The 22857-nt window shown below is 60.2% G+C and carries 25 protein-coding genes, 1 tRNA gene and 1 pseudogene; 10 read left to right on the top strand and 17 right to left on the bottom strand.

Going from position 1 to position 22857, the window contains the following annotated elements:
- Window positions 1-93: 93 nt before the first annotated feature.
- Genes Q1A06_RS16445 through pheS form a run of 4 tightly spaced genes read right to left on the bottom strand, consistent with a single transcriptional unit; the run spans window position 94 to window position 4486 of the window.
- Entirely contained in the window at window positions 94-537 is a 444-nt protein-coding gene (locus tag Q1A06_RS16445; RefSeq protein ID WP_299566161.1) for a YtoQ family protein, read from the bottom strand.
- A gap of 39 nt (window positions 538-576) precedes the next feature.
- Window positions 577-2976 carry a phenylalanine--tRNA ligase subunit beta gene (gene pheT / locus Q1A06_RS16440; protein ID WP_299566158.1) on the bottom strand — a complete coding sequence of 800 codons (2400 nt, stop codon included), beginning with the start codon at window positions 2974-2976 and terminating at the stop codon, window positions 577-579.
- Window positions 2973-3416, bottom strand: coding sequence for a hypothetical protein (locus tag Q1A06_RS16435; protein ID WP_299566155.1), 444 nt, complete (start codon window positions 3414-3416; stop codon window positions 2973-2975). Before Q1A06_RS16435 ends, pheT begins: the two co-directional genes overlap by 4 nt.
- Window positions 3413-4486: a phenylalanine--tRNA ligase subunit alpha gene (gene pheS / locus Q1A06_RS16430; protein WP_299566152.1), complete on the bottom strand. Its 1074-nt coding sequence runs from the start codon at window positions 4484-4486 to the stop codon at window positions 3413-3415. The genes Q1A06_RS16435 and pheS overlap by 4 nt, the downstream gene beginning before the upstream one ends.
- A gap of 137 nt (window positions 4487-4623) precedes the next feature.
- On the opposite strand from pheS, the gene Q1A06_RS16425 reads away from it, so the two are divergent.
- Window positions 4624-6156 (top strand): catalase, encoded by a 1533-nt coding sequence (locus Q1A06_RS16425; protein ID WP_299566149.1) that lies wholly within the window; start codon window positions 4624-4626, stop codon window positions 6154-6156.
- Window positions 6157-6288: 132 nt separating this feature from the next.
- Here the strand turns inward: Q1A06_RS16425 and rplT are convergent, their stop codons facing one another.
- Together rplT and rpmI are read right to left on the bottom strand one after the other, a co-directional pair.
- On the bottom strand, window positions 6289-6654 hold the full coding sequence (gene rplT, locus Q1A06_RS16420) for a 50S ribosomal protein L20 (RefSeq protein WP_299566146.1): 366 nt from the start codon (window positions 6652-6654) through the stop codon (window positions 6289-6291).
- 15 nt (window positions 6655-6669) lie between these two features.
- A complete protein-coding gene (rpmI, locus tag Q1A06_RS16415; RefSeq protein WP_212704060.1) occupies window positions 6670-6870 on the bottom strand; it encodes a 50S ribosomal protein L35 in 201 nt (66 codons plus the stop codon).
- Between the two features lie 274 nt (window positions 6871-7144).
- Here rpmI and Q1A06_RS16410 point away from each other — a divergent pair, with 274 nt between their 5' ends.
- Window positions 7145-8788, top strand: a complete 1644-nt coding sequence (locus Q1A06_RS16410; RefSeq protein ID WP_299566139.1) for a calcium-binding protein — start codon at window positions 7145-7147, stop codon at window positions 8786-8788.
- Window positions 8789-8810: 22 nt separating this feature from the next.
- Here the strand turns inward: Q1A06_RS16410 and Q1A06_RS16405 are convergent, their stop codons facing one another.
- Window positions 8811-9035 (bottom strand): hypothetical protein, encoded by a 225-nt coding sequence (locus Q1A06_RS16405; protein ID WP_299566136.1) that lies wholly within the window; start codon window positions 9033-9035, stop codon window positions 8811-8813.
- 32 nt (window positions 9036-9067) lie between these two features.
- Window positions 9068-10513 (bottom strand): pyruvate kinase, encoded by a 1446-nt coding sequence (gene pyk, locus Q1A06_RS16400; protein ID WP_299566133.1) that lies wholly within the window; start codon window positions 10511-10513, stop codon window positions 9068-9070.
- A gap of 196 nt (window positions 10514-10709) precedes the next feature.
- Here pyk and Q1A06_RS16395 point away from each other — a divergent pair, with 196 nt between their 5' ends.
- A complete protein-coding gene (locus Q1A06_RS16395; protein ID WP_299566131.1) occupies window positions 10710-11027 on the top strand; it encodes a DUF1244 domain-containing protein in 318 nt (105 codons plus the stop codon).
- 27 nt (window positions 11028-11054) lie between these two features.
- Here the strand turns inward: Q1A06_RS16395 and Q1A06_RS16390 are convergent, their stop codons facing one another.
- The 4 genes from Q1A06_RS16390 to dgcN are packed head-to-tail and all read right to left on the bottom strand — an operon-like array spanning window position 11055 to window position 14385.
- Window positions 11055-11507, bottom strand: coding sequence for a MaoC family dehydratase (locus Q1A06_RS16390; protein WP_299566128.1), 453 nt, complete (start codon window positions 11505-11507; stop codon window positions 11055-11057).
- A 2-nt stretch (window positions 11508-11509) separates the two neighbouring features.
- Window positions 11510-12370 carry a D-amino-acid transaminase gene (locus Q1A06_RS16385; protein WP_299566125.1) on the bottom strand — a complete coding sequence of 287 codons (861 nt, stop codon included), beginning with the start codon at window positions 12368-12370 and terminating at the stop codon, window positions 11510-11512.
- A 22-nt stretch (window positions 12371-12392) separates the two neighbouring features.
- A complete protein-coding gene (dgcA, locus tag Q1A06_RS16380; RefSeq protein ID WP_299566122.1) occupies window positions 12393-13358 on the bottom strand; it encodes an N-acetyl-D-Glu racemase DgcA in 966 nt (321 codons plus the stop codon).
- A gap of 25 nt (window positions 13359-13383) precedes the next feature.
- A complete protein-coding gene (gene dgcN / locus Q1A06_RS16375) occupies window positions 13384-14385 on the bottom strand; it encodes an N-acetyltransferase DgcN (protein ID WP_299566119.1) in 1002 nt (333 codons plus the stop codon).
- 246 nt (window positions 14386-14631) lie between these two features.
- Between dgcN and Q1A06_RS16370 the strand changes: the two genes are divergently transcribed.
- Window positions 14632-15588: an L-malyl-CoA/beta-methylmalyl-CoA lyase gene (locus Q1A06_RS16370; protein WP_299566116.1), complete on the top strand. Its 957-nt coding sequence runs from the start codon at window positions 14632-14634 to the stop codon at window positions 15586-15588.
- Between the two features lie 356 nt (window positions 15589-15944).
- Here the strand turns inward: Q1A06_RS16370 and Q1A06_RS16365 are convergent, their stop codons facing one another.
- Window positions 15945-16397, bottom strand: a complete 453-nt coding sequence (locus tag Q1A06_RS16365; RefSeq protein ID WP_299566113.1) for an Lrp/AsnC family transcriptional regulator — start codon at window positions 16395-16397, stop codon at window positions 15945-15947.
- A gap of 72 nt (window positions 16398-16469) precedes the next feature.
- Between Q1A06_RS16365 and Q1A06_RS16360 the strand changes: the two genes are divergently transcribed.
- On the top strand, window positions 16470-17063 hold the full coding sequence (locus Q1A06_RS16360) for a LysE family translocator (protein ID WP_299566110.1): 594 nt from the start codon (window positions 16470-16472) through the stop codon (window positions 17061-17063).
- A 64-nt stretch (window positions 17064-17127) separates the two neighbouring features.
- Window positions 17128-18090 carry an acetyl-CoA carboxylase carboxyltransferase subunit alpha gene (locus Q1A06_RS16355; protein WP_299566107.1) on the top strand — a complete coding sequence of 321 codons (963 nt, stop codon included), beginning with the start codon at window positions 17128-17130 and terminating at the stop codon, window positions 18088-18090.
- Between the two features lie 169 nt (window positions 18091-18259).
- Here the strand turns inward: Q1A06_RS16355 and Q1A06_RS16350 are convergent, their stop codons facing one another.
- The 4 genes from Q1A06_RS16350 to Q1A06_RS16335 form a co-directional block, all read right to left on the bottom strand.
- Window positions 18260-18709, bottom strand: coding sequence for a GNAT family N-acetyltransferase (locus Q1A06_RS16350; RefSeq protein WP_299566105.1), 450 nt, complete (start codon window positions 18707-18709; stop codon window positions 18260-18262).
- A gap of 188 nt (window positions 18710-18897) precedes the next feature.
- Complete coding sequence (locus Q1A06_RS16345) at window positions 18898-19548, bottom strand: GntR family transcriptional regulator (protein ID WP_299566102.1); 651 nt, start codon at window positions 19546-19548, stop codon at window positions 18898-18900.
- Window positions 19549-19590: 42 nt separating this feature from the next.
- Entirely contained in the window at window positions 19591-19926 is a 336-nt protein-coding gene (locus Q1A06_RS16340; RefSeq protein WP_299566099.1) for a DUF3140 domain-containing protein, read from the bottom strand.
- A gap of 49 nt (window positions 19927-19975) precedes the next feature.
- Window positions 19976-20662: a SprT family zinc-dependent metalloprotease gene (locus Q1A06_RS16335; protein ID WP_299566097.1), complete on the bottom strand. Its 687-nt coding sequence runs from the start codon at window positions 20660-20662 to the stop codon at window positions 19976-19978.
- 112 nt (window positions 20663-20774) lie between these two features.
- On the opposite strand from Q1A06_RS16335, the gene Q1A06_RS16330 reads away from it, so the two are divergent.
- The 4 genes and pseudogenes from Q1A06_RS16330 (at window position 20775) to Q1A06_RS21090 (ending at window position 22787) form a co-directional block, all read left to right on the top strand.
- Window positions 20775-21101 carry a TIGR02300 family protein gene (locus Q1A06_RS16330; RefSeq protein ID WP_299566094.1) on the top strand — a complete coding sequence of 109 codons (327 nt, stop codon included), beginning with the start codon at window positions 20775-20777 and terminating at the stop codon, window positions 21099-21101.
- Between the two features lie 105 nt (window positions 21102-21206).
- Window positions 21207-21282: transfer RNA gene (locus tag Q1A06_RS16325), tRNA-Ala, on the top strand.
- 136 nt (window positions 21283-21418) lie between these two features.
- Window positions 21419-22024: pseudogene (locus tag Q1A06_RS16320) on the top strand (AAA family ATPase).
- A gap of 574 nt (window positions 22025-22598) precedes the next feature.
- On the top strand, window positions 22599-22787 hold the full coding sequence (locus Q1A06_RS21090) for an AAA family ATPase (protein ID WP_366523539.1): 189 nt from the start codon (window positions 22599-22601) through the stop codon (window positions 22785-22787).
- Window positions 22788-22857: the final 70 nt, after the last annotated feature.

Genomic DNA, 22857 nt, shown 5'->3' with positions numbered 1-22857 from the left:
TCCTTAGCATAATACTGCATTTTGGGAAGCGTGGAGTTAGACCAAGACCGAACGGAGTTTCGATCCGCAACGCACCGCACGCCGTATCCGGCGTCAGTCCGGCGCGCCGGTCAAAACGTAACGCAGGATCGCGACAACTTGCGCCGGCTCAGATGCGACGGCAAGCGCAGCGGCATCCACTTCCTTCAGCGCATGGGCGTGGTCCGGCCCGTGCAGAATGATCAGCGATTTGCCCAGCGCCGCTGCATAACCGGCATCGAAAGCGGCGTTCCACTGTTTGTACTGGTCGCCGAAACGCACCACCACCACGTCGGCATCCTCGATCCCCTTGCGGGTCCGGATCGCGTTGATCTGCGCGCCTTTCCGGTCGTGCCAGAACTTGTCGGGCTCCGTCCCGAGGATCAACACACCGCAATCGTCGCTGGCCGCGTGATTCGTCACGGGACCGGTGAAACTCAGATCGAGCCCGCCCGCGCCCTCGATGATTTGCTCGCGCCAGTCGGTATGGATCTCGCCGGACAGGTATACATTCAACATCGCCATTCCTCCATGTCGGCGCGGCGCGGCAGCGTGGCTTTAGCCGCGCAATGTACCGCCCGTCGCCTTGGTTACTTTCTGGACCACCTTGGCCGCGACACCCTCGATCTCCGCATCTTTCAGCGTTTGGCCTACCGGCTGCAACCGGACCGTAAGGGCAAGTGACTTCTTGCCCTCGCCAAGGCTGCCACCGATGAATTCGTCAAATACTCGAACGTCTTCGATCAGCGTCTTGTCCGCCCCCATCGCCGCGTTCACCAGCGTCAGCGCCTCGACATGCGCATCGACGACAAATGCGAAATCGCGCTCGACCGCTTGCAGATCACTTGTTTTGAGCGCCGGGCGCGTGGCGCCGGATTTGCGTGGCAAAGGCACCTCGCCAGGCCACAGGGTAAAGGCCATCGCAGGCCCTTTCACGTCCATCTGTGCCAACACTTTCGGGTGCAATTCCCCGAAAACGCCAAGCACTTTCTTGGGACCAAGGCAAATCATACCATGCCGTCCCGGATGCCACCACTCGGCAGCCCCGCGCAGGATCTGCACCTTTGCAGGCGCGCCAATGGCGGCCAGAATGGCCTCGGCATCGGCTTTGACGTCAAAGACATCGACGTCGCGCGCGGCCCCCAGAACATCCTTGGGACCGGTGCGACCAACCAACAATCCACTGACCAACATATGCTGCTCGCCGGGCTCGCCGCCGTGAAACGCGGGCCCCACCTCGAACAGCGCCATGTCGGCAAAACCGCGCGCTTGATTGCGGGCCGCTGCCTGCAATAGACCGGGTAACAGCGCAGGGCGCATATGGCTCATATCGGTGCTGATCGGGTTTTCAAGCTGCGTGGCATCGGTTCCGCCACCGAACAGCGCCGCGCTTTTCTGATCAATAAAGCTGTAGCTCACGCATTCATGGTAGCCCAACGCCGCCGCCATCCGACGCGCCGCGGTTTCACGTTTCTGCGCGGGGGAAAGAACAGGCCGGGGCACGCCGGTGCTCAGGCGCGGCAGCGGACGGCCCTCAAGCTTGGTCAACGACGCGATGCGCGCGACCTCTTCGACCAGATCGGCCTCACCTTGCACATCCGGCCGCCAGCTTGGCACATGGGCCATGTCCCCTTCGAGACGAAAGCCCAGCGCGGTCAGCGTCTGGCGCTGCTCGCTCTCCGGGATCTCCATCCCCACCAGTGAAATCACCCGCTTGGTGTCCAGCTTGTAGGCCCGCGCGATGTTCGGCACCTTGCCCGCCACCACCACTTCGGAGGCGTCCCCGCCCGCGTGATCGAGGATCATCCGCGTCACGTGTTCGATGCCGTAGGGCGTCCATTCCGGGTCGATCCCCCGCTCGAAGCGATAGCGCGCGTCCGAATTGATCTTTAGCGCGCGGCCCGTGTAGGCGGTGCGCACCGGATCGAAATAGGCCGACTCGATGAAGACGTTGACCGTCTCGTCGGTCACACCCGTCGGTGCGCCGCCGATCACACCGGCAAGGCTTTCGACACCTTGGCTATCGGAAATGACGGTCATCCCTTCGGACAGGGTGTAGGTTTTGTCGTCCAGCGCCTCCAACGTCTCGCCGCCCGCCGCGCGGTGTACGCGCAATGCATTGCCTGCGATCCTGTCGGCGTCGAAGACATGCAAGGGCCGGTTGCGGTCGAACGTGAAGAAATTCGTCACATCCACCAAGAAGCTGATCGGACGCAGGCCGATGGCGCGCAACAGATCCTGCAACCACTGCGGCGACGGGCCGTTTCTGACGCCCCGGATCACGCGGCCATAGAACACCGGGCATTGCTCAAGCGTATCTTCGTCGATGGTCACGGACACAGGGCAGGCAAAAGACCCTTCCACCGCATCGCAATCGCGCTTTTTCAGCTTGCCCAGCCCCCGCGCGGCCAGATCGCGCGCGATGCCGCGCACGCCCAGCGCATCGGGGCGGTTCGGCGTGATCGCGATTTCGATCACAGGATCGACCTTGGCAGGGTCGTTCTCGGCCAGCCAGTCGGCAAAGCTGTCACCGACATTGCCCGAGGGCAGCTCGATAATCCCGTCATGCTCCTCGGACAGTTCCAGCTCCCGCTCGGAAGCCATCATGCCGAAACTCTCGATCCCTCGGATTTTGCCCACGCCGATGGTGGTGTCGATGCCGGGCACGTAAACGCCGGGTTTGGCGATCACGACAGTAATCCCCTCCCGCGCATTGGGCGCACCACAGATGATCTGTTGCAGCCCCTCGTCCGTCTCGACCTGACACACCTTGAGCCGGTCCGCATCGGGATGCTTTTCCGCCGATTTGACATAGCCGATGGTAAAGTCACGCAGCTTCGCCCCACGATCCTCGACCCCCTCAACCTCAAGGCCAAGGTCGGTCAGGGCATAGGTGATCTCGTCTACGGAGGCGGTGGTATCGAGGTGATCCTTGAGCCAGGAAAGAGTGAACTTCATTTCAAATTGCCCTTAATTTCCTTAAATGGGGTCAACGCAAGTACTTCCGAATTTGAAAGACCGGTCTTTCCCATAGTCTGCTTGCGTATCTCTAAGATAAGTTCAGAAATACACTCATTGATCGTGGAGGGGTCTGAAAGATGCCCGCCTGAAAAATGTTTGTCCAACTCTCCCAGACGTCGAGCCACCTCATCATTGGCGATCGAAGAGAACTTCATCCGTGATACAGCATATTGTGTCTGAGCTTCCTGCATTCCGGTATTTTTAAGATGAGCCGAAGCCAACACAGCAATGGCTTCAAGTACTTCTTCTGATGCGCTTGCCGCTCTGGTGCGGCGTGCGTCTACTCGGTCGAAATATCGCTGAAACTGATAGCCAATTGCAGTAAATATGACGACGATAAATGCCGCAACGACCTCTGGACTGGTTAGGTCGATCACCTACTCAACCCACCATGCAAATTCGGCTGATCCAGCGAAGCAAACCCATAGTGCCGCAGCCAGCGCAGGTCTGAATCAAAGAACGCACGCAAATCGGGGATGCCGTATTTCAACATCGCGATCCGGTCGATTCCCATGCCAAAGGCAAAGCCCTGCCAGACGTCCGGGTCGATCCCGCCCGCCGCCAGCACCTTGGGGTGCACCATGCCGGAGCCAAGGACTTCCATCCAGCCGTCGCCTTCGCCGATGCGCAACTGGCCGTCGACCCATGAGCACTGGATGTCGACTTCCGCCGAAGGCTCGGTGAAGGGGAAGTGCGACGCGCGAAAGCGGGTCTTGATGCTGTCGATCTCGAAGAACGCCGAGAAGAACTCCTCCAGCGTCCATTTCAGGTTCGCCATGGAGATGTTTTTGTCAATCGCCAGCCCTTCGACCTGATGGAACATCGGCGTATGGGTCTGGTCGTAATCGGCGCGGTAGACACCGCCGGGACAGATGATCCGCAGCGGCGCGCCCTCGGCTTCCATCGTGCGGATCTGTACCGGGCTTGTATGGGTGCGCAGCACGTGCGGCGGGCGGCTGTCACCTTCCGCACGCGCCATATAGAACGTATCCATCTCGGCGCGCGCGGGATGGTGACCGGGGATGTTGAGCGCATCGAAGTTGTACCAGTCGGTGTCGATGCGCGGCCCCTCGGCCACCGAAAATCCCATCTCGGCGAAAATCGCGGTCAGTTCTTCGGTGACCTGAGACACGGGATGGATCGTGCCCATCGGGCGTAAGCGACCCGGCAATGTCACGTCCAGCCATTCAGAGCGCAGACGTTCATCCAGCGCCGCATCACCCAAGGCTGCCTTTTTCGCCGCCAATGCGCTGTTGATCTCATCCTTGAGCGCATTCAGCGCAGGACCGGCGATCTGACGCTCTTCGGGCGACATTCTACCCAGTTCGCGCATCTTCAGGCTGATTTCGCCTTTCTTGCCGACGGCTTGGAGACGCAAATCCTCCAGGGTGGACTCGTCCGCTGCCCCTGCAATCAGGTCGAGATATTTCTTTTGAAGGTCTTCCATGACAGCTCCGACAGGTTTTCTTCCTGCTACCGGCAGGTTCACACGATTGCAAGACAGCGCATCGGCGTGGAAAACGGGGAACCTTCTGAGCACCTGGCCCGTTGAGCCGTAAATTCAACCAAAAATGAGAAGTACCTATGTCTGACGAGAAACCTGTACCGCCGACCACCACTGACGCCGGCATCCCCGTGCAAAGTGATGAACATTCGCTCACGGTCGGGCCTGACGGGCCGATCGTACTTCACGATCATTATCTGCTTGAGCAGATGGCGAATTTCAACCGTGAGCGGATCCCGGAACGCCAGCCGCACGCCAAAGGCTCCGGCGCCTTTGGGTATTTCGAAGTTACCCAGGATGTTTCGAAATATACCAAGGCCAAAGTGTTTCAGCCCGGTGCCCGTACAGACACGGTAATGCGGTTCTCGACCGTTGCGGGTGAACGCGGCAGCCCCGACACATGGCGCGACCCGCGCGGGTTTTCGATCAAGATGTACACGGAAGAAGGCATCTTTGACATGGTGGGCAACAACACGCCGGTGTTCTTTGTCCGCGACCCGATCAAGTTTCAGCAATTCATCCGCAGTCAGAAACGACGTGCGGACAACAACATGCGCGATCATGACATGCAGTGGGACTTCTGGACCCTGTCACCCGAAAGCGCGCATCAGGTCGCCTATTTGATGGGGGATCGCGGGATTCCGAAAACCTGGCGCGAGATGAACGGCTATTCCAGCCACACCTATTCGCTGGTCAACGAGGCGGGCGAAAAGTTCTGGGTCAAGTTTCACTTCCACACGGATCTGGGCGATGGGAATGCGCACCTGACGCAGGAAGAGGCCGACAAACTTGCGGGGGCCGATGGCGACTATCACCGCCGCGATCTGTTCAACAACATTCAGGATGGTAATTACCCGAGTTGGACGCTGAAATGGCAGATCATGCCTTATGAAGAGGCCAAGACCTACCGGATCAACCCGTTCGATCTGACCAAGATCTGGCCACACGACGATTATCCGTTGATCGAAGTGGGTAAACTTGTACTGGACCGCAATCCTACTGATTTCCACACAGAGATTGAACAGGCCGCCTTTGAGCCCAACAATATGGTGCCTGGCGTTGGTCTGTCGCCCGACAAAATGCTGCTCGCGCGTGGATTTTCCTATTCGGATGCGCACCGGGCCCGGCTTGGCGTGAACTACAAGCAAATTCCGGTGAACAAGCCGCAGTCACCGGTACACTCCTATACCAAGGACGGCGCGCTGCGCACGGAAAAGATCAGCGATCCGGTCTATGCTCCGAATTCGTATGGGGGTCCTGCGGCACACCCCACCCCCGGTGCCGAAGCTGGACTTTGGCATTCGGATGGCGACATGGTCCGCGCGGCATACACCCTGCGCGAGGACGATGACGACTGGACGCAGGCCGGTATTCTGGTGCGTGATGTCATGGACGATGCCGAACGTGAGCGTCTCGTCGGGAACGTCACCGGCCACCTGTGCGATGGTGTCAGCGAAAAGGTCCTCAAGCGGGCGTTTGAATATTGGCGCAACATCGACAGCGACATCGGTGACCGGATTGAAAAATCCGTACGTGACAAACTGGGCGGCGAATCCAAAGCACCCGGCATGGCGTCTGCGCTGAGCATTCAGGGAAATGGGACCTCCCGCTAAGCGGGGGTCGAGCTATCTACGTCAAACCACGAAAGCGGCGCGTGCATCTTCGCGCCGCCTTTTTATTTGAACACAGCAAAACAAAAAGGCCGCCCTTTGGGGCGGCCTTTCGCAGTCGAACATCTGTAAAAATCAGGCCGCCAGTGCGTCCTGTGCGGATTTCACAATGGCACCGAACGCGTCAGGTTCGTTCACGGCCAGATCGGCCAGAACCTTACGGTCTACTTCGATACCGGCCAGCGTCAGACCATTGATGAAACGGCTGTATGTCAGTGCTTCGTCGTGCATGCGCACGGCGGCGTTGATCCGCTGGATCCACAGCGCGCGGAAATTCCGTTTGCGGGTCTTACGGTCACGGGTTGCGTATTGGTTGGCCTTGTCAACGGCCTGGCGCGCGACCTTGAAGGTATTCTTGCGACGGCCATAGTAACCTTTGGCTGCCTTGACGACCTTCTTGTGACGGGCGTGGGTGACTGTACCACCTTTTGTACGGGACATCTCGGATTCTCCTTATCAGCGGTCGTAGGGCATGAAGCCCTTGATGATCTTTGCATCGGGCTCCGACAGAACTGTCGTGCCGCGTGCGTCACGGATGAATTTCTTGCTCCGCTTGATCATGCCATGGCGTTTGCCGGCCTGACCCCCGATGACCTTGCCGGTCGCCGAGATCTTGAAGCGCTTCTTGGCGCTCGATTTCGTCTTCATCTTGGGCATTTCCGTCTCCTGTCGTCTACGGTTTACGCGCGACTCGGCATGCCACTTATGGCCGGCCGCGCAGGAATGAAGCTGGCGTATAGGATGCGGCGTGCCGGTTGGCAAGCGGGAATGCGCGGCGCTGGCCCCACAATTGCCCACCCGTTGCGTTGACAAACGGGGGGCAAGGTCCGCTACAGTACCCGTAAAACGATTGTCGGCGCGACGACATTTCACATGCAAACCCCAATCATCGCTAAAAGAAATTCAAACCAACCTCAGAAGGGTAAATACATTGGAAAACGAACTCACCTACACCGCCATTACGGACAACAGCCTGCTGGAATTCGGCGAAACCCGGATGCCTCTGGGCGATGACAACAGCTCCGAACGCTACGACATTACAGATGTGTTCGAGGACGGGTGGAGCTTTGGCGACAGCACGATCGCCTCGGTCCAGCTTTTGACCAATGGTCGTTTCGAAGTTTTCGGGCCGGCGGGTTTCGCGCAGGGTAGCATCAACGTGATGAGTACGGATCTGGATACCAGTTCCCGGCTCGAGCTGGACGAGGATGCGGGCGTCTATTTCGACACCAATGAAGAGCGCGACAGTGTCGTCGTGACTTGGAACAAGGTGGCGTTTTACAACTGGTCGGAAGGTCCGCGCCAGACATTTCAATTGGAAATCATCGACAGAGGGGAAGGCGACTCAGAACTTGTGTTCCGCTGGGCCGACACCGACGGAAACAACTATTATAGCGCCCGCCTCGCTCCATTCTACGGCAGCGCCGAACTGAACACCGTTCTCGACATCAATCAGCGCGACACACCATTGGCCGATCTCGACACGCGCATCGGTAACACCGGAATCGCGGGCGTCGAACAGATCCTGCTGCGCGACGGGGAGCCGTTTGGCGTCACCCTCACCGGGACGGAGGAGGCCGACGTACTGGCCGGTGGACCGCTGGGGGACCTGATCGACGGTCTGGGCGGCAACGACACGATTACCGGCGGCGGTGGCAGCGATACGATTACGGGGGGCGACGGTGATGATGAGATAACGGCGCCCTCGAACACGGCGCGGTATTATTACGAAGAAACGTCGTCGGGTGTTGTGATTGACGGTGGGCTTGGCGACGATACGATCCGGACCGGCGATCGCGACGACACGATTACAGGCGGCGAAGGCGATGATCTGATCAACGGTGGATTTGGCTCGGACGATCTGTCCGGCGGCGCGGGCGACGATATCATCCGCTTCGGACATGCGGGTGCCACCACCGTCAGCGGCGGAAACGGCGATGATTATATCGACGGCAGTTTCCTAGACGACGACGATTCCGGCTATTACTACTACTACAATAACAACATCAGCGAGATCGACGCCGGGGCCGGCAACGACACGATCCTCGGCACCCGCAACGCCGACATGATCAGCGGCCAGGACGGCAACGACAGCGTGCTCGCCGGTGGCGGACGCGACATCATATTCGGCGGTGAAGGTGACGACATCCTGACCGGCGGTCAGGGCGACGACAGCATCGAAGGCGGCGCGGGCGACGATTTTATCTTCGGTGCTCTGGGCCGCGATACCGCCACGGGTGGCGACGGGGCCGACCGGTTCTATGCCTCCGGTCGCTCGAACGACCAGATGCGTATTCTCGATTACAATTACGACGAGGGCGATTTTCTCGTGCTCGACGGAGATGAGATCGAACGGGATGCGGTCGAACTGCTCTACACCACCGCGCTTACGGCGGATGGTCTTGAGAGCCGCGACTACCGGATCGGCATCCGGACGGAGGACGGCTTCCAGCAAATGTTCTCCTTCGGCAACGAGGCCGAGATCGATCAGATCCTGGTGCGCCTGCCCACCGATGAGGAAGAAAACGCGTCCCTCGCACCCATCCTCTTTGATCTGGGCGATCTGATCGCCTGATCGTCCGGCGCGGGGCCTCGCCTCAGGGCAGGAACCGCGCCGCCACCCGCACCAGAACATCCGGTATCTCGGCGAGCGCATAGCCACCGGGGTGGGACTGAACGGCAAATAGGATCAACCCGCCGCCGATCAGGATCGTGATCGCCGAGGCACGCGGCGCGCGCTTGTCGCTGAACGCGGACAGAATGGACGGCACCGACAAGGCCGCGATGACCAAACCGATGACCAGATACAGATCTGCGTCCATAAACGCGCTCCTGAAGTTACGTCGCGGAAAGGCTACTCTGGATCGGCCGCGAAAATCAAACGCTCATCACACGGGGCAACCCGCAGGATGTTGGTACTTCCCGGTACGTTGAACGGGACACCGGCAATCACCACGACGAAATCGGTCTCGCTGGCGAACCCGACGTCGCGCGCTGCGCGTGCCGCACTTACCACCGCTTTCTTGAAGCGGTCCAACTCGCCCGTCATCACGCAGGTACACCCCCAGCTGAGCGCCAGCCGCCGCGCCGTCCGTTTGAGCGGTGTCAGCGCGATGATCGGCACACGCGGCCGTTCGCGTGCCGTCAACAACGCGGTCTTGCCCGATTGCGTGAAGCAGCAGATTGCCTTGACGTCCGTGGTTTCCGCGATCTCGCGCGCGGCGGCGACGATGGCGTCGGCGATGGTGGCACGGTCGGCCATGCGGCTTGCTTCGATGATCTGGGTATAGGTCGGATCCTGCTCCACCTCCACCGCGACGCGGTCCATTGTCGTCACCGCCTCAACGGGATAGCTTCCGGCGGCGGATTCCGCCGACAGCATGATCGCGTCCGCGCCCTCGTAAATGGCGGTCGCCACGTCGGACACTTCGGCACGCGTGGGCATCGGGCTTTCGATCATGCTTTCCAGCATCTGCGTCGCCACGATCACCGGCTTGCCGACCGTGCGGCAGCGTCGCACCAGCCGCTTCTGGATCGGCGGCACCGCCTGCACCGGTAATTCGACCCCCAGATCGCCGCGTGCGACCATGATGCCGTCGCTGACATCGAGAATTTCGTTAAAACTGTCCACTGCCGAGGGCTTTTCGACCTTCGACAGGATCGCCGCGCGGCCCTTGGCCAATGCGCGGGCCTCTTCCACATCCTCGGGCCGCTGTACAAAGCTCAGCGCAAGCCAGTCCACGCCCAGATCGCAGGCGAATTCGAGATCGGCGCGGTCCTTTTCGCTCAACGCCGCGAGCGGCAGAACCACGTCAGGCACGTTGACGCCCTTGCGGTTCGAGATCGTCCCGCCCGTGATCACCTCGCATTCAGCAAAATCGGAGCCGCAGGACCTGACCCTGAGCCGGATTTTGCCATCGTTCACCAATAGGCTCGCGCCTTCCGTCAAAGCGGCGAAAATTTCCCGATGCGGCAGGCAAACCCGCGTCACGTCGCCTTCGGCCTCATCAAGATCAAGCCGGAATGCCGCGCCCTGCTCCAACTCTTCCTCGCCCCGCTTGAATACACCGACGCGCAGTTTGGGCCCCTGCAAATCCGCGAGGATCGCGATGGCCGAGCCTGTCTTCTCCTCGACTTCACGGATCAGACGGTGCTTTTCGCGGATATCGGGATGGCTGCCGTGGCTCATGTTGAGACGAAACACATCGGCCCCCGCAAGATGCAGCTTTTCAATCATTTCGAACGTTTCGGAGGCAGGCCCGAGCGTCGCGACAATCTTGACGTTGCGGTTGCGTTTCATATCAAAACTCCTTCGTTCAATGATACTCCTGACATAGCGACAAGTCCGCCGGCACGCCAGAACCGATGCACCGACAGCAGGGCACGATGCCTCCCTGCCCAATCTTTCGGCAAATGGTTGCAGGAACGTAACAACGCGTCATTCTTGACCTACGATCATACAAAACCCATCTATTCAGGGAACAGAGAGGAAATTCATGACACACCCCACACAGCAAGAGATCGAGCTTCAGGCCGCAGCTTTCCGTCGCCTTCAAAAGCACCTGATGCAGGATCGCACGGACGTGCAGAACATCGACATGATGAACCTTACCGGCTTTTGCCGGAATTGTCTGTCGCGCTGGTACCAAGAGGCCGCCGCGGAACGCGGCATCGAGATCGGCAAAATGGAGGCGCGTGAATTGTTCTATGGCATGACGATGGACGAGTGGAAATCGACGTACCAGACCGATGCAAACGATGACCAGCAGGCAGCATTCAAAACCGCCTTTGAAGAGAACGTAGGCAAGGAATAGGCTGTCGTACAGCGATGGCCGGTCGGTTTATACTGTATACAGCAGAAGCCACACCGCCGTCATCGCGGGTCTTGGCGCATCTTCGATCTCGCACACCACGTCATAGCGGGCCATCAGATGCCCGCGTCCGCGCGGGGTGACGTCCGACAGTGTGAACCTTGCTCTAATCCGTGCACCACAGGGCACCGGTGCGACGAACCGGACCTGATCCAGCCCATAGTTCACTACCATCCGCTGGTCGGTCAGATCGGGCAGCACCACCGCTGCCATTCCCGACACCATCGAAAGCGTCAGCATGCCATGCGCAATCGTGCCGCCAAACGGCGTGCGCGCAGCGCGCTCTGGATCCGTGTGAATGAATTGCCGGTCGCCGCTGACCTGCGCAAAGGCGTCGATGCGCGCCTGATCCACAGGGGTCCAAGGCGCACAACCCATCTGCGTCCCGACAGCGGCGCACAATGCCGTGCGGTCGATCGCCATGATCAGATCGCGGCCTTGCGCATCTCGTCCAGGTAGATCTCGCGCAGCCGCATCGATACGCGACCCGGCACACCCTCGCCCAGCGCCGTTCCGTCGATCTCGACCACCGGCATCACGAACGCGCTGGCCGATGTGGTAAACGCCTCGTCTGCCGCGCATGCCTCTTCGATGGTAAAGCTGCGCTCCTCCACTTCCATCTGCGCCTCGCGCGCCATCCGCAGAACGGCGGCTCGGGTGATCCCGTGCAGGATCTCGTGGCCCAGTTGCCGTGTGATGATCTTGTTGCCCTGCACGATATAGGCGTTGTTCGACGTCCCCTCGGTCACGAAACCATCCTCGACCATCCAGGCATCGTCGCAGCCCACCTTCTTTGCCATCATCTTGCCCATCGACGGATACAAAAGCTGCACCGTCTTGATGTCGCGCCGCCCCCAGCGCTGATCTTCGATGCTGATGATCTTCGCCCCCCGCTTGGCGGCGGGGTTGTCGATCATGCCGGGTTTGTTTTGGGTAAACAGAACAATGGTCGGTGCCGTGGTTTCCGGGTCCGGGAACACAAAATCGCGGTCGCCGTCCGATCCGCGCGTGATCTGGAGATAGATCAGCCCCTCTTCGATGCCGTTGCGGGTCACAAGCTCGCGGTGCACCTCCAGCAGATCGTCGCGGCTGATGGGCGTTGCCATGTCCAGTTCGCTCAGCGACCGCGCGAGCCGCACCGCATGGCCGTCAAAATCGATCAGCTTGCCGTCCAGCACCGACGTCACCTCGTACACGCCGTCCGCCATCAGGAAACCGCGATCGAAAATTGAAATTTTCGCCTCGTTTTCGGGCAGGTATTCGCCGTTTACATAAACTGTCCGCATGTTCAAATCCTTGTTCACCGCATTATCCCCACAGCGCCGCTGTCGGGGGATGCACGCCTTTATCGTCGAAAATCAAGGGCTCCGGCCGATCCTCGGCCAGCAACAGCGGGCCGTCCAGATCGACCACGCGCGCGCCCTGCGCTACCAAAGTCGCAGGCGCCATCGCCAGCGACGAGCCGACCATGCAGCCCACCATCACGTCAAAACCCTGCTCCAGAGCCGCTGTACGCAGGGCGAGGGCTTCGGTCAATCCGCCGGTTTTGTCGAGCTTGATGTTGATGACGTCATACTTGCCTTTCAACCCGTCGAGGCTGGCCCTGTCGTGGCAGCTTTCGTCGGCGCACACGGGAACCGGCCGCTCCATGCCAAGCAGCGCATCATCATCCTCCGCCGGCAAGGGCTGTTCCACCAGCGCCACGCCGAGGCGCACCAGATGAGGTGCCAGTTCGGCGTAAACCTGTGCCGACCAGCCCTCGTTCGCGTCGACGATGATGGTGCTGTCTGGGGCCCCCGCGCGCACCGCTTCCAGTCGGGGCATGTCATCGGGCGTACCCAGCTTGATCTTCAACAGCGGGCGAAAGGCATGTTCCGCCGCCTGCGCACGCATCTTTTCGGGCGTGTCGAGCGACAGCGTATAGGCCGTGATCTCGGGCCCCGGCGCACGCAGACCGGCCAATTCCCACACGCGCATGCCGGCGGTTTTCGCCTCAAGATCCCACAGCGCACAATCAACCGCATTGCGCGCGGCACCCGCAGGCAACAGATCGTACAGTGCCGCACGATTCAGATCTTCGGGCAATCCCGCGATTTGCCCGGTCACGCTGTCCAGCGTCTCGTCATAACGGGCGTAAGGCACGCATTCGCCCCACCCGGTAATGTCGACCCCGTGCGCCCGCACGGTCAGAACCTGTGCCTGCGTCCGTGATCCGCGCGAGATGGTGAACACCTGCGCCAGCTGGAACGTGTCGCGTGTAACGTCGATCTTCACGAAAATCCCCCTGTCGCGCAACGCATCATAGCGCCTCGATCGCGGCGGCAAGTTTATCCGCGCCATGCCGGAACGGATCAACAGCCGGAAGCCCCATTTCCTGTTCGACCTTGTCGATGTAAGTGCGCGCCGCCTCTTCGGACATGTGCTGTGTATTGACCGAAATGCCAACAACCTCGCACCCTGCATTAGCCACCCGCGCCAGGGTCAGCGACAGGTCGCGCACCGCCTCCATCGTAGGCAGGGGGTGGTCCGGCAACCCCCGCATATGACTGCGCGTCGGCTCGTGGCACAGGATCAACGCGTCCGGCTGCCCACCGTGTATCAGCGCCAGGGTGACACCGGAATAGCTGATGTGAAACAGGCTTCCCTGGCCTTCGATGATGTCCCAGTGATCGTCATCGTTGTCGGGCGTCAGGTACTCGATGGATCCGGCCATGAAATCCGCAACCACGGCATCCAGCGGCACCCCCGCGCCGGTGATCAGGATGCCGGTCTGACCCGTGGCCCGAAACGTGCTTTTCATCCCGCGCGCGCGCATCGCCTCGTCCAACGCCAGCGCAGTGTACATCTTGCCGACAGAACAGTCGGTGCCCACGGGAAGCACCCGCTTGCCGCCGCGTTTCTTGCCGGTGGCAATCGGATACTGAACGGTCGGAATGCGCACATCGTGCAGCTTGCACCCGCTGTTCTTCGCCGCCGTTACCAGATCCGCCTCTTTGTGCAGCAAGTTATGCAGACCCGAAGCCAGATCAAACCCCATATGCAACGCCTCGACCAGAACATCTTTCCAGGCCGCGGAGATCACCCCGCCCCGGTTTGCCACCCCGATCACAAGGGTCTTTGCACCGGCCTGCTTGGCCTCTTCTAGCGACATATCCGCCAGGCCAACGGTCGCGCCGCAGTTTTGCATGCGGAACTGCCCGACGGCATTGTCGGGCCGCCAATCCTTGATCCCCTGCGCCACCTTTGCGGACAGTTGATCAGGCACGTCGCCCAGGAAAAGCAAATAAGGTGTCTCGATCATTGGGCGATTCTCCGCAATAGCAACAATTTTGCGCAGGATGATGCAAATGGCCGGTAATTCAATCGCATATCGGGAATAAGTCCGCTTCTGGGTGCACGGTTTCGCGCAAACTGGCCTTATGCCTGCCCAAATCCTGCGCAACATCGCGATGCTGCGCCTGCAAAACCCGCTTGCAGCAACGCGCGCAATTTTATAATCCGGCAGGGTAATTCGACGCAATTTTATGTCTTGGAAGGACCGGACCCCATGAGCTTCCGCCTACAACCCACGCCCCCCGCCCGCCCCAATCGCTGTCAATTGTTCGGCCCCGGCTCGAACACAAAGCTTTTCGCCAAGATGGCCGTGTCCGAGGCCGATGTGATCAACCTCGATCTGGAAGATTCGGTCGGTCCAAATGACAAGGACATCGCGCGCAAGAACGTGATCGAAGCGATCAACACCGTCGACTGGGGCAAGAAAACCCTCTCTGTCCGCATCAACAGCCTCGACACGCCCTACTGGTACCGCGACGTGGTCGATCTGCTGGAGCAGGCCTCAGAGCGGCTCGATATGATCATGATTCCAAAGGTCGGCTGCGCGGCGGATATCTACGCCGTCGATGCGCTGGTCACGGCGATCGAGGCTGCTAAAGGCCGCAAAAAGCGTATCGCGCTGGAAGTGATCATCGAAAGTGCCGCCGGCATTGCCCATGTCGAGGAAATCGCCGCATCTTCTCCACGGCTCGAAGCGATGAGCCTCGGCGCCGCCGATTTCGCGGCCTCCATGGGCATGCAAACCACCGGCATCGGCGGGACGCAGGAAAACTATTACATGCTGCACGAGGGCGCGAAATACTGGTCCGATCCGTGGCACTGGGCGCAGACCGCCATCGTCGCGGCGTGCCGCACCCACGGCATCCTGCCCGTCGACGGCCCCTTCGGTGATTTCTCAGACGACGAGGGGTGCCGTGCACAGGCGCGGCGCTCTGCAACGCTTGGCATGGTCGGCAAATGGGCCATCCACCCCAAGCAGATTGCCATCTCCAACGAGGTGTTTACCCCCTCCGACGAAGCGGTCGCCGAAGCCCGCGAGATCCTCGCTGCAATGGAGCAAGCCAAGGCCAACGGCGAAGGCGCAACTGTCTACAAAGGACGGCTTGTCGACATCGCCAGCATCAAGCAGGCGGAAGTAATCGTGCGCCAGTCCGAGATGATCAACGGCTGAAACCGCGCCGCGAGGCAAAAGGCGGCCCGTCAGCGCGCAGGCCGCTATTCGCATTGTTACCGTGGGCGCACCGTCAATCAGACCGTGGCATACACGGCGGCGGGCGTCGCCGTGTCGGACATCCGAACCCGCTCATAGATAGACACAGCGACGAGCGTGCCCAGCATCCCCGCAAGCGTATAATTGACCAAAGACATGATCGCCCTCCTTCGAAACAGGATTTCGACACATTTGTCTCCCAATGCTGTTGCGAAAGCATCAATGCGGCAAGTTTTCTTCGGGAAACACTCTGTTTCATGCCGCACTTAGGTCCCATTTACGCCTCAATTCGCGCAGTGTCGCCAAACCGGAAACAGTCAGGCGCGCTCGTCCTTGGGTGATCCCATCACCACATAAGACGTAATCGACGCAACCTGCGGGAGCGCGCCCAAATGGTCCGTGTGAAACCGCTTGTAGCTCGGCAGATCCGCGCACTCGATCCTTAGCAGATATTCGATGGTGCCAGTGATGTTGTGGCATTCGCGTACCTCCGGCGCGCGCGCGATCGCCCGCTCGAACGCTTCCTGTGAGGCTTTGGAATGGTTGCTCAGCCCGACCCCGATATAGGCGACAAATCCGCTGCCCATCGCCGTGCGGTCAAGAACCGCGCGGTACCCCTTGATCACACCACGTCGTTCAAGCTCCTGCACCCGGCGCAGGCAGGCGGAGGGCGACAGCCCCACCCGGTCGGCCAGCTCAAGATTGCTGATCCGTCCGTCCCGCGAGAGGGCACGCAATATATCTTCTGATTTTGCATCTAAACCGGACATAAGTTGCGTAACTCCCACCCTTCAATCAAACTTTGCAATCTCTCACCGCTATATCAAGTCAATTATTGCGAAATGACAGCACAGCTCATTCTCAGCCTCGCGCTTTTCGCCTTCGTCAGTTCCGCCACGCCGGGGCCGAACAACCTCATGCTGATGGCCTCTGGAGCGAACTTTGGTTTTGTGCGTACGATCCCACACATGCTGGGTATCTCAGTCGGCTTCATGGTGATGCTGTTCCTCGTCGGCAGCGGTCTGGTCCAGATCTTCGACCGTTATCCGGTGATCTATACCCTTCTGAAGATCGCCAGCGTGCTCTACATGCTCTATCTCGCCTGGAAGATCGCCAACGCCGCGCCGGTCACGAAAAGCGCCGAAGCAGGATCACCGATGACGTTTCTTCAAGCCGCCGCGTTCCAATGGGTTAATCCAAAGGCCTGGGCGATGGCGCTGACCGCGATCAGCGTCTACGTCGGTGATGCCGCAGTGGTCTGGCTTGCGCTTGCCGCCGTGCTGTTCGCGGTGGTCAATCTGCCATCCGTCAGCCTGTGGACAGTGGCGGGCCAGCAGCTTCAGCGCATCTTGACGAATCCGCGCCGCTTGCGTGCGTACAACTGGACAATGGCAGGCTTGCTGGTCGCGTCGCTCTACCCGGTGCTGGACCTCTGAGCCGCGTTGCAAATGCCGCAAATCAACGGCATATACGGGCACAAGGTCACAGTCGGAGCGCGCAATGACACATTACATGGATTTCGAGAAACCCCTCGCGGAGATCGAAGGCAAAGCCGAAGAGTTGCGCGCCATGGCCCGGCGCGACCCCGAGATGGACGTCAGCGAGGAAGCCAAGGCGCTGGATGCCAAAGCCGCAAAGATGCTGGACGACTTGTATAAATCGCTCACACCGTGGCGCAAGTGCCAGGTCGCGCGCCATCCCGACCGCCCCCATTGCCGCGACTACATCGAAGCCCTGTTTACCGAATTCACACCCCTTGCAGGGGATCGGAATTTTGCCGAAGATGAGGCCGTGATGGGCGGTCTGGCCCGGTTCAACGACCGCGCAGTTGTCATTATCGGGCACGAGAAGGGCAACGACACGAAATCGCGGATCGAACGTAATTTCGGCATGGCCCGTCCCGAAGGCTACCGCAAGGCCGTGCGCCTTATGGATCTGGCGGACCGTTTCGGACTGCCGGTCATCACACTGGTCGACACCCCCGGCGCCTATCCCGGCAAGGGCGCCGAGGAGCGCGGCCAATCCGAAGCCATCGCACGCGCCACCGAGAAATGCCTGCAGATCGGCGTTCCGCTCGTCAGCGTTATCATCGGCGAGGGCGGCTCAGGCGGGGCGGTGGCCTTTGCCACGGCGAACCGCGTCGCGATGCTGGAACACTCCGTCTATTCCGTGATCAGCCCCGAAGGCTGCGCGTCAATCCTGTGGAAGGACGCCGACAAGATGCGCGAGGCCGCCGAAGCCCTGCGGCTCACAGCCCAGGACCTCAAACAGCTTGGCGTCAACGACACGATCATACCCGAGCCGAAGGGCGGCGCGCACCGCAACCCCGAGGCGGCGATCAATGCGGTACGCGACGCGATCGGCGATATGCTCAAATCCCTGGACGGTAAAAATGCCAAGGCGCTGATCAAAGACCGCCGCGAAAAATACCTCGATATGGGCGACCGGGGGCTGGCAGCCTGAGCCCCCCACACTGTTTGCGATCACCGGACCTTGGTCCGGTGCGCTGTGGATCATCGCCCGTCCGCGATTGCCCATGTCAGCGATGCGCGGGGGCAGCCGGTGGCTGACACAGCTGAACAAGCGGCCTTCATTGGCGCCGTCGCTGCAAATTTCGACGCACCATAGGCAGCTACCATTTCATGCGGAATCGCGGCCCCGGTGGCGGTAAATCCTCGAACCCCGCCGCCCGGTAGACCTGTGCGGCCGCCGCGTTCTGTGGATGCGTGCCGACGGTCACATAGCGACACCCCTCCGCCTTTGCCTGCGCCAGGGACGCCGCGATCAGCGCGCGCCCCACGCCGCTTCCGCGGGACGCCGGCACGACGAACAGATGATGCATATCCATGCCCCGAACGCCAAATTGCAGCTGCGTCAGGGAGCACAGCACGGCATACCCCACAAGCGTTGCCTGTTCCGCCACCAATACGCGGAACCAGGGCGCGTTGCCCAAGGCATCGCGCCGCAGCTCCTGCTCGGTCACGGTCGCCACATCTCCGTGATGGGCAGCCAGCGCGTGGATCATCCCAAGTGTTTCGGTAATATCTTCGTCGCGCATCATGCGAACGGCTGTGTCTGGCATTTGGTCAGGCTCCGCGTGCGGGCCGCCGGACACGCGCGCTTCGCCCCGGCGGCGGCACGATCATTGATGAAAAGGGAAATCGTCCGCGCGTTAGGTTCGGCGGTCGTAATAAACTGCTGGATGGTGAAAATCCGTGCGCATGAGCCGAACGATGCGCGCACTGCACCCACCGGTCAAGGCCGCAGGTGTCAGCTGGCCAGCATCCGCAACCCCTGCGTCACGTCCGACCGCACCGCCAGGCGCAGCCCCGGTTCATCCCCCGCACGCAGCGCCGAGATGATCAGCCGGTGAAACTGCGGCGGCTCGGTCCGCCTGAGACGCCCATAAAGCGCACGCATTGTCGGTCCCATCTGAAGCCAGACAGTTTCGGCCATTGCCAGCATCGCGGGCGCTTGGGCGCGCAGATACAGCGTCCGGTGAAATTCAAGGTTGGTGCGAATATAGTTGACCGCATCGCGCTGCGCGACGGCTTCGCCGACCTTGACGTTGATATTCTGCAGCCGCTCAATCAGAGCCAGATGCGCGCGTGGCAGGGCGCGGCTTGCTAGTTCGACTTCGATCAATGCCCGCAACGCCGCCAACTCTTCGATGCGCTCGTTGCTCAGCTCGGGCGTGGAAATGCGGCCGGAGTTCGACATCGTTACCGCCCCTTCCGCCACGAGCCTGCGCACCGCTTCGCGCGCCGGCGTCATCGAAACATCGAAATCCTTGCCGATGCCGCGCAACGTCAGCGCCTGACCGGGGGGAAGCATACCGTGCATGATCCGCGTGCGCAGCTGACGATAGACGCGATCATGGGCAAGCGGGGCGGGGTCAACGGGGCGGGGTGTGAGGTTCATGGCCTTTTGTGATCACAACCTGCATCCCCGTCAACCCCGGCCTCATTCAATCGGATCATGACCCCAGTTCATCAGGGAATACCGCCAGTCGGATTCTTCTACACCGCTATCCGGGCCGCCCTGCGACAGATGGCGTTTGATATAGCCGACGACGGTCGCCATGTGGTCCCATTGATCGTCCGACAGATCATCCTTGTTCGTGCGCTTGATCTTCACGATGCGGCGGCCCGATTTGTGGCCGGTCGATTCGCCGCTCTCACTGTCGCCAGCGGATTTCGATTCTTCGGTCTCCAGCCAGTCTTCAAGCTCCTGCGGGGCCATATTGACCAGATCGCGCCATTCTTCCCAGATTTCTTCGTGTGATTTGGACGAGGACATAGACTTCTCCTTTGGCTGTCCAACGCCACACCAAGCCTCACGGTTCAGATCAAAATTTATAACGGTGCAGCCCGCTGCCGTGTTCGCGCAACCATCCGCGCGGCGCGGTATGGTCGCCATAGATCCGCGCGACCTGGACCCAGAAAGCGGGCGAATGATTCATCTCGGCCAGATGGGCCACCTCATGCGCGGCGACGTAATCAAGCACATCCGCCGGTGCGAGAATCAACCGCCATGAAAACATGAGCCCGCCGTCGGATGTACACGACCCCCAGCGCGACCGCGTATCGCGCAGGGACAAGCGCGCGTAGGGCCGGCCAAGCGCGGCGGCATAGTCATCGCACGCCCCCGCAAGGCGGTCCCGCGCGACCTCCTTGAGATGCGCAAGCAACCGCTTGCCCACACGCTCCACCGGGCCCGGTACGAGGATTGCGTCCGCCGTGATCTCCACCCGACGGCCCGTGCCCTGACGCACCTCCAGAAGATGTCCGCCCAGCGGAATACGGGCCCCATGCACCACCGCCACATCCGCCGCCCGCGCGTCCAGATGCCTGCGAATCCAACCCTCCTTGGACCGCGCGAACGCGAGCGCCTCGCGTTCCGCCAGCCGTTTCGGCAGCGTCAGCGTCACCCGGCCGTCCAGTTGCGAGATGCGCAGAGAGATCCGCTTGGCCTGGGCCGAGCGCCTCAGAACAAGCGGGATGGGCGGATCGCCGGGCAGGTGGGTGTCGGACATGCAACGCTCATGGCGGAAGGGGCGGAGGGCTTTAGGCTTTGACAGCATCCCCTGCATATGGCAATTGCCCTGAATCATCTAGACACAACACCAATTATCAAAGGGGAAATCCATGCCCAACGAAGAATGGGGAACCAAGCGCCTGTGCCCCACCACGGGCAAGCGTTTCTACGACCTGAACAAAGACCCGATCATTAGCCCATACACTGGCGAAGTGGTTGCGGTGGACAATTCCAAGTCCCGCATGATCGCCGCCGACGCCGAAGACGCGGCAACGACCAAAGCCAAGGCGGCGGAGAAGTCCGACAGCGAGGATCTGGTGGATGACGATGATGTCGACGTCGATCTCGACGACGATCTGCTGGACGATGACGAAGACGACGATGATACTGTTCCGCTCGAAGAGATCGCCGATGTGGCGTCAGACGACGACGATTGACACGATGGGCGGGTGATGCGTTTTTCGCTTGATCCCGCCCGTTCTTGCGCCTAGTACACGGCGCATCGGCCTTCGGACCGGTCCATTTGAACCACGGTTCGAGATGGGGCATTAGCTCAGCTGGGAGAGCGCCTGCATGGCATGCAGGAGGTCAGCGGTTCGATCCCGCTATGCTCCACCAAACTTTTTTTTGAAACGTGCTGAAACTTGCCAGATAGCTTCCGACTTTTGGCCATGGGGAAAGCACCAAATAGTAACTCCATTATCGTCATAGGTTTTACCTCTATCGCGTAGACGGGTGCTGTTTTCCTACGAAAATGCATGCTGCTTCGTTCCATGCCCTTGGCATGGTAATCGCTTGTCACTCCTTCCCATTGTCAAACCCGAGGATGGCCATGAGTGACCATTTCTTCGTCGTGACGGGCGGTCCCGGTGCGGGCAAGACCAGTCTGATCACCGAGCTTGCCCGCCTCGGCTTTCACACAATACCCGAATCGAGCCGCGCGATCATTCGCGAGGAGATGTAGAGCGGAGGAGACGCCCTCCCCTAAGCGGATCGCATGGCCTATGCCCAACGAATGCTGGAGCGCGACCTGCGTGCATACAGCGCCGCAAAAGTTCTCTCAGGCCCTGTGATTTTCGACCGGGGCATTCTTGACATCTTTGGCTACCTGACACTTTGCGGTCTCCCAGTGCCGCCGCACCTTGCTGGAGCGGCCAAGATAACCCGCTACAACCTTCGCGTCTTTCTGGTACCTTACTGGAATGAGGTCTTTACGCAGGACACGGCGCGCAAACAGACCCGCGCCGAGGCTGAAGTAACCCGCGCCGTCATGCGCGAGACCTACACTGCCCTCGGGTATGAAATTACTCAGCTGCCGCGTACCGAGATCGGCGCACGCGCCAACTTTGCCTGTAAATAACTGGCTATTTGACCGTCATCTCCAGATGCCGCGGCGCAACTGCTGAAGCGGGCAAGTCACAAGGCCCCTCCGGCCTCGTACTGTTCTACCCTCTCGGCCCAGACCTGCCGTTCGCCAGTAGGATCAACGCTGCGGTGCAGCTTCCCCGAACCGGTCACTAATAACAACAAGCATCGCGGCCTCTCGGCCAAGGTCGCAGGTGCAAATTTTGTCAGCGTTTACAGCGGAAGCCGGTGAGGCCGACTGGGGTGCGCAGGAGGCGGATGGAGACGCATCCCTCCATCCGCTCACGTGGGAACTTAGCAGGCCATTGAAAAAGACCTCAGGCGGGCGCCGCTCGGCTCGCTCGCCACCACCGATGCGCTGGATTTCCATCAGATTGACGAGAGAGCCCTAAAGGTGACGCACTTTCGCGTCGAAACGGCGGTGGTCGGATCTTTTCAGCAGCCTATAAAGCGCACCAAAGCATGAATAGCGAGCCAATAGGGGCGTTCCCACAACAGAAATCAGTGGCCTGTCAAAAAATTCCACAAAATATGATCAAGTAGCTCATGTTGCTCGCATCACCAAGCCAATGATAGGGTCCAACTGCAACCGCTCGCCAGCGGACCAAATGTCGCATAGAATCGGTAGGATCCGTATGCAAATTCACCACCTGATCCTACAGAACTTCAAAGGGTTTGAGCACTTCCAAATGAAGTTGAATAGTCGGTTCACTCTCATCGTTGGAAGAAACGGTGTAGGGAAATCAAGTATTGTCTGACGTCAGCGCCTATGGGTCCAAATAGGCCGATTTGATAAGAGAGTGTTCTTGGCTCATCGTAACCACCGAG

It is taken from the genome of uncultured Sulfitobacter sp., assembly GCF_947497275.1.
In the GTDB taxonomy this organism is placed as follows: domain Bacteria; phylum Pseudomonadota; class Alphaproteobacteria; order Rhodobacterales; family Rhodobacteraceae; genus Sulfitobacter.
The sequence above is the reverse complement of the archived record's forward strand: the minus strand, read 5'-3'. Positions and strand labels throughout refer to the sequence as shown.

Bases quoted from the DNA above. Each gene is read 5' to 3' on its own strand.
- Q1A06_RS16445 (WP_299566161.1), bottom strand. From the start codon at position 537: ATGTTGAATGTATACCTGTCCGGCGAGATCCATACCGACTGGCGCGAG.
- pheT (WP_299566158.1), bottom strand. From the start codon at position 2,976: ATGAAGTTCACTCTTTCCTGGCTCAAGGATCACCTCGATACCACCGCC.
- pheS (WP_299566152.1), bottom strand. From the start codon at position 4,486: ATGGAAGACCTTCAAAAGAAATATCTCGACCTGATTGCAGGGGCAGCG.
- Q1A06_RS16425 (WP_299566149.1), top strand. From the start codon at position 4,624: ATGTCTGACGAGAAACCTGTACCGCCGACCACCACTGACGCCGGCATC.
- rplT (WP_299566146.1), bottom strand. From the start codon at position 6,654: ATGTCCCGTACAAAAGGTGGTACAGTCACCCACGCCCGTCACAAGAAG.
- rpmI (WP_212704060.1), bottom strand. From the start codon at position 6,870: ATGCCCAAGATGAAGACGAAATCGAGCGCCAAGAAGCGCTTCAAGATC.
- Q1A06_RS16405 (WP_299566136.1), bottom strand. From the start codon at position 9,035: ATGGACGCAGATCTGTATCTGGTCATCGGTTTGGTCATCGCGGCCTTG.
- pyk (WP_299566133.1), bottom strand. From the start codon at position 10,513: ATGAAACGCAACCGCAACGTCAAGATTGTCGCGACGCTCGGGCCTGCC.
- Q1A06_RS16395 (WP_299566131.1), top strand. From the start codon at position 10,710: ATGACACACCCCACACAGCAAGAGATCGAGCTTCAGGCCGCAGCTTTC.
- Q1A06_RS16390 (WP_299566128.1), bottom strand. From the start codon at position 11,507: ATGGCGATCGACCGCACGGCATTGTGCGCCGCTGTCGGGACGCAGATG.
- Q1A06_RS16385 (WP_299566125.1), bottom strand. From the start codon at position 12,370: ATGCGGACAGTTTATGTAAACGGCGAATACCTGCCCGAAAACGAGGCG.
- dgcN (WP_299566119.1), bottom strand. From the start codon at position 14,385: ATGATCGAGACACCTTATTTGCTTTTCCTGGGCGACGTGCCTGATCAA.
- Q1A06_RS16370 (WP_299566116.1), top strand. From the start codon at position 14,632: ATGAGCTTCCGCCTACAACCCACGCCCCCCGCCCGCCCCAATCGCTGT.
- Q1A06_RS16365 (WP_299566113.1), bottom strand. From the start codon at position 16,397: ATGTCCGGTTTAGATGCAAAATCAGAAGATATATTGCGTGCCCTCTCG.
- Q1A06_RS16360 (WP_299566110.1), top strand. From the start codon at position 16,470: ATGACAGCACAGCTCATTCTCAGCCTCGCGCTTTTCGCCTTCGTCAGT.
- Q1A06_RS16355 (WP_299566107.1), top strand. From the start codon at position 17,128: ATGACACATTACATGGATTTCGAGAAACCCCTCGCGGAGATCGAAGGC.
- Q1A06_RS16350 (WP_299566105.1), bottom strand. From the start codon at position 18,709: ATGCCAGACACAGCCGTTCGCATGATGCGCGACGAAGATATTACCGAA.
- Q1A06_RS16345 (WP_299566102.1), bottom strand. From the start codon at position 19,548: ATGAACCTCACACCCCGCCCCGTTGACCCCGCCCCGCTTGCCCATGAT.
- Q1A06_RS16340 (WP_299566099.1), bottom strand. From the start codon at position 19,926: ATGTCCTCGTCCAAATCACACGAAGAAATCTGGGAAGAATGGCGCGAT.
- Q1A06_RS16335 (WP_299566097.1), bottom strand. From the start codon at position 20,662: ATGTCCGACACCCACCTGCCCGGCGATCCGCCCATCCCGCTTGTTCTG.
- Q1A06_RS16330 (WP_299566094.1), top strand. From the start codon at position 20,775: ATGCCCAACGAAGAATGGGGAACCAAGCGCCTGTGCCCCACCACGGGC.
- Q1A06_RS21090 (WP_366523539.1), top strand. From the start codon at position 22,599: ATGATAGGGTCCAACTGCAACCGCTCGCCAGCGGACCAAATGTCGCAT.